This window comes from Prevotella pallens ATCC 700821, assembly GCF_000220255.1.
GTDB lineage: Bacteria > Bacteroidota > Bacteroidia > Bacteroidales > Bacteroidaceae > Prevotella > Prevotella pallens.
Genome location: NZ_GL982514.1, coordinates 257,656 through 268,773, shown reverse-complemented (window position 1 = coordinate 268,773; position 11,118 = coordinate 257,656). Strand labels below are relative to the sequence as shown.

General features: G+C 39.7%; 8 protein-coding genes. 1 reads left to right on the top strand and 7 read right to left on the bottom strand.

Annotated features, from left to right (window positions below):
* Positions 1-383: 383 nt before the first annotated feature.
* From HMPREF9144_RS10295 to HMPREF9144_RS10265, 7 genes are all read right to left on the bottom strand, one after another.
* Positions 384-764, bottom strand: a complete 381-nt coding sequence (locus tag HMPREF9144_RS10295) for a hypothetical protein (RefSeq protein ID WP_006045985.1) — start codon at positions 762-764, stop codon at positions 384-386.
* A 22-nt stretch (positions 765-786) separates the two neighbouring features.
* The gene (gene ribH / locus HMPREF9144_RS10290) at positions 787-1,263 is read right to left on the bottom strand and encodes a 6,7-dimethyl-8-ribityllumazine synthase (RefSeq protein ID WP_040595761.1); all 477 of its coding nucleotides are present in this window, start codon (positions 1,261-1,263) and stop codon (positions 787-789) included.
* Positions 1,264-1,276: 13 nt separating this feature from the next.
* Positions 1,277-1,951 (bottom strand): tetratricopeptide repeat protein, encoded by a 675-nt coding sequence (locus HMPREF9144_RS10285; protein WP_006045983.1) that lies wholly within the window; start codon positions 1,949-1,951, stop codon positions 1,277-1,279.
* A gap of 196 nt (positions 1,952-2,147) precedes the next feature.
* Positions 2,148-5,138: a C10 family peptidase gene (locus HMPREF9144_RS10280; RefSeq protein ID WP_006045982.1), complete on the bottom strand. Its 2,991-nt coding sequence runs from the start codon at positions 5,136-5,138 to the stop codon at positions 2,148-2,150.
* A 745-nt stretch (positions 5,139-5,883) separates the two neighbouring features.
* Complete coding sequence (locus tag HMPREF9144_RS10275; protein WP_006045980.1) at positions 5,884-7,026, bottom strand: cytochrome d ubiquinol oxidase subunit II; 1,143 nt, start codon at positions 7,024-7,026, stop codon at positions 5,884-5,886.
* Complete coding sequence (locus HMPREF9144_RS10270; RefSeq protein WP_006045979.1) at positions 7,023-8,558, bottom strand: cytochrome ubiquinol oxidase subunit I; 1,536 nt, start codon at positions 8,556-8,558, stop codon at positions 7,023-7,025. The genes HMPREF9144_RS10275 and HMPREF9144_RS10270 overlap by 4 nt, the downstream gene beginning before the upstream one ends.
* A 162-nt stretch (positions 8,559-8,720) precedes the next feature.
* The gene (locus tag HMPREF9144_RS10265) at positions 8,721-8,939 is read right to left on the bottom strand and encodes a DUF4492 domain-containing protein (protein ID WP_006045978.1); all 219 of its coding nucleotides are present in this window, start codon (positions 8,937-8,939) and stop codon (positions 8,721-8,723) included.
* Between the two features lie 431 nt (positions 8,940-9,370).
* Between HMPREF9144_RS10265 and HMPREF9144_RS10260 the strand changes: the two genes are divergently transcribed.
* On the top strand, positions 9,371-11,056 hold the full coding sequence (locus tag HMPREF9144_RS10260) for a TolC family protein (RefSeq protein WP_006045976.1): 1,686 nt from the start codon (positions 9,371-9,373) through the stop codon (positions 11,054-11,056).
* Positions 11,057-11,118 lie beyond the last annotated feature (62 nt).

Genomic DNA, 11,118 nt, shown 5'->3' with positions numbered 1-11,118 from the left:
CCGTGTATACGTGCTCGCCACACATTCGTAAAACGTTGGGGCACATTTGCAATCCGTTTGAAACACATTTATGTAATGTTCGCAACGTGTTCGTTATCTGTGTGTTACATATTCGCCGTGTAAAAGTATGGTTTTTGCGTTGTAAAAGTATGGTTTTTAGTATGCAAAAACCACACTTTTAGCTTGCAAAAACTACCTTTTTAAATATCGAAAGTATGTCTTTTGCATTTCAAAGTAAAAACCTTTGATAACAAAATAAAATATTTTAGAAACATAAACAAATGCTTTTCACACTACATAACAAAGGAAATATGCACAAAAAAAGGTACTCCGAACAAAGCAGAATACCTTCTAATAATATGGAAAAATCTTTTAAGTTCCAATTAACGACATATAAAGTTGAAATCGGAATCGAACTGTTTGGGGTGCCGCCCTATAAGAACGGTATTCAATAAACAGTTAGCTACAATCTCTTCTTTACTTAAATCAACCTTCGGATCTATACGTACATCTTTCCCTAACAATACCTCCCATGGTCCGTTAAAGTTACTATCATCGGCACCAAAGAACATTTCGTTCGAGTCAGGATCCTCCATTAACTGGTAATGAATGTACTTTTTCGATGGAACAGGAGTGATATTTAATAGCAATTCATAGGCATTCTGGAAAGCATTACGCTGATGGCGTGCCTTTGGAAACATTAATCCGATGTATGGAAATATCTCTTCGAACTCGTAAGCTTGGAAGTATTCTTTTAGTTTCATCGTACTATTGCCTATCGTAAACTTAGAACTTAGCCATTTTTATAGCTACAATTGCACATTCATCGCCCTTATTTCCAAGCTTTCCACCACTTCTATCCCTAGCTTGTTGTAGGTCGTTTGTTGTAAGTAGACCATACACTATAGGTATTTCTGCCGTAGCATTGAGGCGTGAAATGCCATAAGTTACTCCCTGGCAGATATAGTCGAAGTGTGGAGTTTCGCCTCTAATAACGCTTCCAAGTATGATAATAGCATCATAACCTCCGTTTAGCGTCATCTGGTGAGCACCATAAACCAATTCGAAACTACCTGGAACAGTCTTCACATGTATATTTTCAGGAATGGCACCATGCTTCTCCAGCGTTCTAACAGCACCATCAAGGAGTGCTCCAGTGATATCTGGATTCCATTCAGACACTATTATTCCGAAGCACATATTACTTGCATCGGGGACTGAAGCGAGGTTGTAGTCAGATAAATTGTGTAATGCTGTAGACATTTCTGAGTAGAAATTAGTTGCTTGCACGCTCAATGTACTTATCAATATCCTGATACATTGGAGACGTTACATACTTTGTTTTAATTTCTTGATATAGTTTTAGGGCATCGGCTTTCTTGCCTTCGCTTTCTAAAATGATACCTGCCTTTCTCAATGCCAATGGTGCTATGCTGATATTAACACCTTCAAAGCCTTTTGCATTTGCCATATCGGCAGCCTTTTTAAAGCTTTCTACTGCCTTATCGTTCTGGTTATTGTTGGCATAAATATCTCCAAGAGCCATCTGAGAGGCAGGACTAATAATCTGATCGTTAGATGTTGAGAACTTCTGAACGTACTCTAAGGCTTTCGCCCAATTGGGTTTTTCTTGGTGAGCATAGCATAATCCGACATAAAGATTGGCAAGATTGCCTGCATCGGTACTACTATAATCGCTTTGAACCTTCTGAAAAGCCTTGAGAGCTTGGTCGTATTGCTGTGCTTGGAAGAGCTTTTGAGCTTGTGCTAACTCGGTACTTGCATCTTCTTCCTGTGGTTCTACGATGAAAGTTCTATATAAGAAGAACCCAGCAACTACTACAAGGACTGCTACTATAGCAATGATTGCGGTTTTTCCGTGCCTCATAAAGAAGGCTTCCGACTTGTTGAGGGTGTCTTCGTATGTGCCCTCTGCTTTTTTGTTTACCATGTTTGTTTATATTATTTTATTATTTTCGCTTTGTCGTTGCAACACTATTGATTGCTAAAAGTTGATATAACGTGGCAAAATTACGTATTTTCTTGCACATATTGAAATATATTTCGTTTTTTTTTAAGGTTGATATTAAAAAGAGCGCCCTTCTATTTTAGGACGCCCTTTTATATTGTTTAATATGCAATATTCCTTATTTTACTGCTATTTTCTTTGTTATTATTCCGTTAGTTGTTGCTATTCGCACTACATAGATGCCATTTTGTATGGGCAAGTTAATGGTATTTGCAATGTTAGATGTGCCGAATAGCTTTCTACCAGCTATGCTATAGACATCTATACGACATACTTTCTGTGTATTGTTAATGCAAATTGTGTTGCCGTTTATAGTGCAATCTAGTTCTGTTTCGTTGGTTTGAACATTTTTTACACCTGCTTTTGTATCTATATAAACGGTTTGTGTGTTGTTGCCAGCAAGGGGAACTTCTTGTCCATACGCCTTTCCTTTGGGGCGATATTCGGCATAAAGCAGATACGTACCGGGCTTTAATGCAGCATCGGGAGTTAGTGCGAAGGTGTATTCTGCGCTTTTTCCTTCGTCTAAACTTATTGTTTTCATAAACGCTAACATACCTCCTGTGCGAGTAAGAGGGCGCAAACGTACATAAAGAGGTACTCCCTTCACTGTTTTTCGTGCTGTTATTTTAATCTTAAAGTTGTCTGTTCGCTTTCCATTTTCTAAGTCTGTGGTTGGAATTGTGAACTCTGTGCATGCTATTTCTATGGCTTCGTTGTCGAGAACCTCTAGTGTATATTCTTTCTTTTTGCCTCCCATAGGTGTTTCTACACCGTTTACCACATAGTAAGGGACTAGCAAATACTTACCTGGAGCTAAGTCTAAACGAGACGAATATACCCCTTTTGCCAGTTCCATCTTCTTATAATTAGCTTCTTTAGTCTGCACAATATCGTACATTTTACTATGGTCGGCAACGTCTATTGCCTTCATTAGCAATGCCGAAGTGCCTGCTGCACCGTAGTTTTGTGCGTTTTGCAGAATGGCAATAATATCTCCTTGCTTTACAGCTGCGTTATTTTCTTTATTGCTACTGCTTATCCATAGCATCTCACCGTCCTGATAGAACACTGGAGTTGTTACCTCTTCGCGTACCTCTAGTATATTTTCTTCGCTAAAACCAGGTACGAATGGGTAGTTCTCCCACATTGCAATTCGTTCTCTGTAGCGTTGTTTCTCTTCTTCGGTAGCATCGTCTTTAGGTTTAGAAACATTCACATTCTTTTCGAAAGCCGATACTTTGTATTTACCAGAAGGCATATCTTCTGGTAGTTCGCATAGCAATTGTATTGTTTTTTCGCTATTATCGTAAACCTGATGGAATGTTTTTTTATCGTCTTCGTGCACGTAATAAACTTTCGAATCGTTGTTTACGTCTGTGAATTTGAGCCATATATGGTTGAGAATAAAGTCGTTGCTATTATTCTTTAGCACTAGTGTGAACTTACCAGAACCTTTTGCGTGCAATTCGTTTTCTGCCGTAATAGGTTTCACAAGTGTTACATTTGGCACAGGTTCGTTTTGTTTTACGCTCACAATAGTGTTGTTCTTCACTGTTGCTGCAGCATAATTTGGCAGGTTGTTAGGGCAAAGCACCAACTGCCAATCGTTACTATTGTCGGCTTTAACGGCAAATTGTATGCTGTAATCGCTACCATCTGGCACATTATTTTCTATGTTTTTATGTATCCAATTACTAATGTAGTAGCCTGTAGTATAGAGATTTCCGTCTAGCTTTACGGCATCAAACACTTTGTCGTCTTGCTTTAAAATGGCTTTTACTTCTTTATTTTTATCCAACAAAACAAGTGCAACTTTCCCTGTAAACTTATCGCAATCGTGGCTATCAATGCGTTGCATTCCAAGTATTTGCCCTTCTGCTTCAACCACAGATAGTCTGCTCGAACCAAAAATAGCCCATTGTTTTTTGCCAGGATTGGCACTATCGAGAGGCTTTATACCCGTAATTATTTCTTGCTGAAGGTTATATCCGCCGCCATTAGCTCCAATTCCGAGTGCATAGGGTTCGAGAGCGTTCACTCTAAAGTATCCGTTACTCTTGCCATACCAGCCCCAATTAAAGTGGAAATAGTCTTCGCTGTCGTATCCATCGCACACAAAAGCGTGTCCGCCTTTACCATCTTCGTTCGAAGCTGAGTAGAAAACGGGACGTCCTGCATCTAGTTCTGTCTTTATCATAGCTATCCATTGCGGTGTAGAATAGTACTCGCGCTTTTTATAGGCTATACCTGTGTCGTATCCAAAGTGGTTTACCATTGCGCCAGTAACGGCTTGCGAGTAGGCTCCAGCCTCACCACTGGGCATAAAAGACATGTGTACGCTAAATGCTGCAAGGCTGCTTAGTGTGGCAACCATATTATTTTCGGTTTCATCGGCATTATCAATCTCTAACCGTTCGGGCATTTTTGTCCAATCGAAGGTGGCTGATGCAAAATCTACAATGTGTTTTTTACCAAGATTGTCGGTGTAAGTCATATTGCCAGTTCCCTGCATTGGCCATTTATAGTAGCGCATAATTTGTGCCATTGCGGTAGCTACACACCCCACATAATATCGTTCTTTTGGGTTGTTTTCGGTTGCTTTGCGTTCTGGCATCTTGTTAAAGAATGGTGCATCTTGCCCCCATTGAATGTTTTTTAGTAGTGGTTTCACCTTCACTTCGCCGTGTGGTGCCACTCGTTCGTCTTCTTTTACGAAGTCGGTAGAGCCTGTACGCTGTTGGTTTTCAATGGTACGTGCAAACATTTGCATCATAGTTACAACGTTATCGGGTGCTCCTTCCAAATCGAAGGTACCATTATCGCTATATCCTATGATGTTTCCGATGGCGTCATCGCCCGATACAATAACAAATCCGCCGTTGTTTTCTACATTATAAATATAGAAAGGTGCATACGAAGGTGTGGTGGGTGTACTGGGCAACAACCTTTTTGGCAGTGCCATTAGGGTTGTTTTAACATTCCGTTGAAGTTTTTTTGCAAAGAAGTTTTGTGCTATGCGTTGTGCCTCTGTCCGTGAAATTCGTTCGGCAAAGGCAGGTATTGCGAGTATCGCAAATAGCAGCAAAAGATTTAAACTACGTTTCATGCTTTTAAATTTAGTTGTAACTATTTGGTTTTATGATAACTATTGTGAATTGATAAGAGCTTTAAGTCTTTCTGTTTTGCAGCGTGTTTAGGTTTGTTTTAGCTCTTTTTTCGTTCTTTAAAGCGTGCGTTCTCTCATTGTTTCAATGCCTAAGCACAGCTAACATTGTACGTTTTTTTGAACGAAAACAATTCTTTTAGCCAATGTAAGTCTTGTTTTTGCAGTGCTCAAACAAGCTTAATTGCAAAAAAATTGCCTTATACAGGTTCTCAATCTGCGGTGCAAATATAACCCTTTATTCTTAAATAAGTATAACATAAGGTAAATAAAGCATTATTATAAGTGTTTTTTAACATTCCAATAAATTGAATATGAATATATAAAATTGTTTTCGTGTATATATGCAAATATACGTATCGTTGCGCTGTAATATATCTTTCTGAAAGTCAAATAGTTACAAAGGCATTTCAAAAAGGGGGTTTTTGGCGTGCAAAAAGGGGGTTTTTATAATGCAAAAAGGGGGTTTTTGCAAGGTAAAAACCTATCTTTTGTTTTTCGGTAGAGTATCTTTCACAATATATGCACCATAAATATGCAGAAATGTGCTATTGTTGTTGCTGAATAAATTGGGTACTATTGTCTACAAAATAAAATAAAAATGCGATGCATTCGTTCGGAATACATCGCACTACTATATATTGTTTAACCACTATTGAGGCTAAAACAATGAAATGAAAAAGAGTTGTTAATAAGCGTGATCGTCGTCCTCAATCTCCTGGCGGTCAATCTTTTTGCTATCAATACTGCGCCAAGCACAGAAGATATAACCCAAAACAAATGGTGCAATCAGGCTTGCATAGAACATTGCGGTGAGGGTAAACTCGCTCGAACAACTGTTCTTAATAGTTAAAGAACTCTGCAATTCGGCAGTAGATGGGTAGTATGCTGTGTTGTTATAGCCTGCTATAAGGAACAAAACTATTACAACTAACACCACGCCAATGCCTGTTGGCCAAATGCCTTTTATGTAGTTTTTTTGCAAAAGTGTGCGTACAATGCCAAAAAGCACCAACAACACGCCCACCAAAAGCACAAGAGCCAAGTACCACATATCTATAAGATTGTGCAAATACTTCATTTCTTCCATTACTATGGCACCTTCTGCATTTACCGCATAGCCACTACCAAGAAGGGTTTTGCCCAAGAATGCAAGGAAAAACACAAGGAACAGTATGGTGTTTAGAAGCAATTGCGGACGAATGCGTGCACGTATGGCATCGTCGGACACATTATTATTAATATAAAGAATGCCCAACACGCGTGCGAGAAACACAACGGCAATTCCAAAAACAACCACCCATGGATTCAATAACACGTCTAATCCGCGTGAAGCATTAGCCCAATGAGAGATAACAGGCTGCATACTGTTTACTATATTAGCCTTTTCTACCATGAAATTAGACCCTGTAAAGAAGGTTGCAACGGCACCGCCAAGCAACAATGGTCCTACTATACCATTTATAATTAGGCACGTTTGGAAGGTTTTTACACCCAAAAGATTACCTGCTTTGTTCTGAAACTCGTAGCTAACAGCCTGAATTATGAACGAGAAAAGAATGATAATCCACACCCAATAAGCCGAACCGAAGCTGGTAGAATAGAACAATGGGAACGAAGCAAAGAAGGCTCCGCCAAACGTTACCAGGGTAGTGAAAGTAAATTCCCACTTACGTCCTGTAGAGTTTACCACCATACGGCGTTCTACATCAGTCTTTCCTAATTGAAAAATCATAGAGTTTGCTCCCTGCACAAACATCAAGAAGACAAGCAATGCCCCTAAGAGTGCAATTAGAAACCACCAATAATGTTGCAAAAAATCGTATGTCATAGCTGCGGTCCTTTCTTTATTTGTTTACACATAATACTTATTTCTACTAGAAGCATAGCCGTAAATAGGAATAAGAACAAGAAGAATGTAAGTGCAACACTCCCACTATTGAGGTCGCTAACAGCTGCCCATGTAGGCAACATATCCTGTATTGTCCAAGGCTGACGCCCAAATTCGGCTACCAACCACCCACATTCGCTAGCAATATATGCCAACGGAATAAGTGCAACACCCACAATTTGCAATAGACGTGGACGGCTTATATCCTTTCTATAAAGCACAAACAAGATAATGGCAAACACCAAAATGAACAATGCTCCTAAGCCTACCATAAAGCGGAATGCCCAGAAATTGATACCAATAGGTGGCACAGTTTGGTCTGCATTCTTAATGTAGCCATAACCAAAGTACTTCATGTTCTCCTTCAAAGTCTTTATATTGGCATCTGTTTTCTGTCCTCCACGATAGGCTTTAAGGGCTTCTATGGCTTGTTTTCCACGTATAATTTTCTCTTTAAGTGGTAGTTCTACCGTGCCATCGTCCTTTGTGTAACCATTAATAATGTTACGAATACCAGGCACATAACCGTTAAAATCGCGTGTAGCAAGGAACGAAAGCACCTTAGGAACAGCAATTTTCATTGGTGGTTCTGTCTCTTTTGTGTAGTCGGGCTGTGCAAATGGATTCACAAGAGCCACCCCCGTAAGAGCTTCTCCCCTGCCTCCTTCGTACAAAGCCTCCATTGCTGCAAGCTTCATAGGCTGATGTTGTGCCACAAGATAAGCCGATTCGTCGCCAGCAACGGCAGTAAGCAACGACGCACATAGTCCTACGACAGCGCCAACCTTTAGACTTTTGCGCGCAAAGTCTACATGTCGCTTCTTCAAAAGGTACCAACAGCTAACGCCAACACAGAAAGCTGCACCCAAAACCCATGCAGATGTAACGGTATGGGTAAACTTATTCACAGCCATAGGGCTTAAAGCAACTTCCCAAAACGAGGTCATTTCGTTACGCATGGTGTCTGGATTGAATTCACAACCCACAGGATTCTGCATCCAAGCATTGGCTACAAGAATCCACCAAGCCGATATTGTGGCGCCAATACCCGTAAGCCAGGTAGACGCAAGATGGAATCCGGGCGACACTTTCTTCCACCCAAAGAACATAACAGCCACGAAAGTAGATTCCATAAAGAAGGCTAACATACCCTCAATAGCTAGCGGAGCACCGAAGATATCGCCTACAAACCAAGAGTAATTACTCCAATTGGTTCCGAATTCGAACTCCAATATGATGCCAGTAGCTACTCCCATAGCAAAGTTAATACCGAAAAGACGTTGCCAAAACTGCGCCGTCTTTTTCCAAAACATCTCTCCCGTACGATAATAGTACGTTTCCATAATCCCCATAATGAGAGCAAGACCAAGTGTTAGCGGCACAAACAGCCAGTGATAGATGGCTGTTAGCGCAAACTGAGCACGCGACCAGTTCACAACATCGGGGTCGATGGTTAATAATAGATTTCCCATTTCTTAATAATATAACTGTTAGAATTTATTTATAGTTCCCTCGTTTATTCTCATTTCTACACATAACAGATGCTTAAACACACCATACAATTTACTATATACACCATAACCAATTCACATATTCTATAATAGTAGGCTTTAAAAAGTCTCTATCCATAACATTTAGTTGCGCTTTAACATTTCCTTTTCAACGAATTTTGCGTCATCACCACCCTTAGAATGCTCTTTTATAAAGTTCGGAAAAAAGAACAATTTTAGGACAAAAAACATAATAAAGAGCTTTATTAATATTACAAGCCATAGCGTTTTGCCAAGCGTCATACTACGAAATCCATCGTAGTATAAGTCAAAAACCCTATATATAAAGCCTCTTTTGCGCATTTAATGTAATTGTTTCGTAATGTGTACTATATACAATTGTATGGTGCAAAAGTAAGAAATAAAAATAAAACTTAGGCATTTTTTCTTTTATTTTACCCACTTTAACGAAAATAAAGAAATAATAAAGCTATTTATTTGGGGCGATATTACAAATAGTTTACCTTTGTATTAAGTTACAGAAGATAGTACTATCAAGTGCCAAGCAAGGTTTAATTTAGTACGAATTAAGTTTTTTGAACTACAAAATATAGGTTGCTTTAAGGTACAAAACCAACTGTACGAAATGTAAAAACCATACTTTTGGAATGCAAAAACCATACTTTTGGAACGCAAAAACCATACTTTTGGAACGCAAAAACCATACTTTGGGAATGCAAAAACCATACTTTGGGAATTAAAAAATGGCAGTATTAGATATAGAATAGAACTTTATGATAAAACGAACGTTGCTTTTCAGCATATTTTTAGGTGCTGTTAATTTTGTTTTTTCGCAAGAAATGGCTTCTATTATACAGGAAAAGCCACTGAGAAGGCTGGAAATACAGCCCTCAATTGCGCAAAAAACAATAGGCGAAAAACATAAAGTGCAAACTTCGATGGCACTAGAAAACACTGCAACAACGCAGGAAACAGCTGCCGATAAGATGGAAAACGGAACGGCAGAAAGCCAAGAAGTGATTGCAGAAAGACGCAATGTGCTGTCGTTAAAGCGTTGTCGTGAACTGGCTTTGGCTAATAATAAACAGCTGGCAATATCTAAATTGACTGCTCAAATAGCCGAAGACACACACAAAGCTGCCAAAACTAAGTATCTACCACGTGTTACTGGTATGGCAGGATACGAGCATCTGTCGCGCGAAATATCGCTTCTGAACGATAAACAAAAGCAAACTCTCTCTTCATTAGGGTCTACAACAGTAGGTCAGGTAGGCAGTCAGATTGGTCAAACCATTGGTCAGCTGCAACAACAAGGCTTCATTTCGGCTCAAGTAGCCCAACGATTAGCCGATGTTTTAGGTGGTATTACAACGCCACTATCCCAAGCAGGCAACAACATTGGTGAGACAATACGACGCGGATTGCGTACAAACACAAAGAATATGTATGCTGCTGGCATTATGGTTACGCAGCCTATATATATGGGAGGAGGCATAAAAGCACTCAACGACATAGCTACCATTGGCGAAGAGTTTGCTCAAAACGATATAAAACTAAAGCAACAAACAGTGCTTTTTGCCGTTGATAATGCATATTGGCTTATTGTTTCGCTCCAAAAAAAGTCGATACTGGCTATACAATACCGCAATCTAATAAGCAAGCTGCACGATAATGTAACTAAAATGTACGATGCCGGCGTTGCAACAAAGGCTGATGGTCTGAAGGTTTCAGTAGCTGAAAACACCGCAAACCTTACCATTTCGGAAATAGAAAATGGCATTTCGTTAGCGAAAATGGCACTTTGTCAGCTTTGTGGACTACCTCTTGATGGCGATTTAATACTCGAAGACGAAGCAACAGACAATCTTTCAGGTTTTGTTCCTACACATTATAATAATGTAGATACTACTTTTAATGCTCGTCCAGAGGTACGAATACTACAAAATACAGTAGATATTACCAAACAAAACACCAAAATAATACAAGCACTTTATCGTCCACACCTAGCCTTAACAGCAGGTTATACCGTATCGAACCCCAATGCTTTCAACGGATTTGAACAGAAATTCAAAGACATTTGGAGTGTTGGACTGGTGTTACACGTACCCATTTGGAACTGGGGAGAAGGCAAATACAAGGTGAGAGCCGCTCGAACAGCTACCCAAATGGCACAAATGGAACTGAACGACGTACGAAACAAGATTAGATTAGAGGTAGAACAAACTCGTTTCCGCCTTAAAAACGCCAATAGTCGCCTGGCTACGGCTAACAAGAATATGGCTTCGGCAGAAGAAAACCTACGTGTTGCCAACCTCGGATTTAAGGAAGGAGTAATGACAGTTACCGATGTTATGCAAGCACAAACGGCATGGATGTCGGCAAAGACTGCCATTGTTGATGCCGAAATAGATGTTCGAACCGCACAAGTAGCACTTAAAAAGGCACTCGGAGAACTATAGAAACTTTAGCAAACAACCACTATTGTTGCACAAGAAAGTGGATCTTCAAGCTGAAAAATATT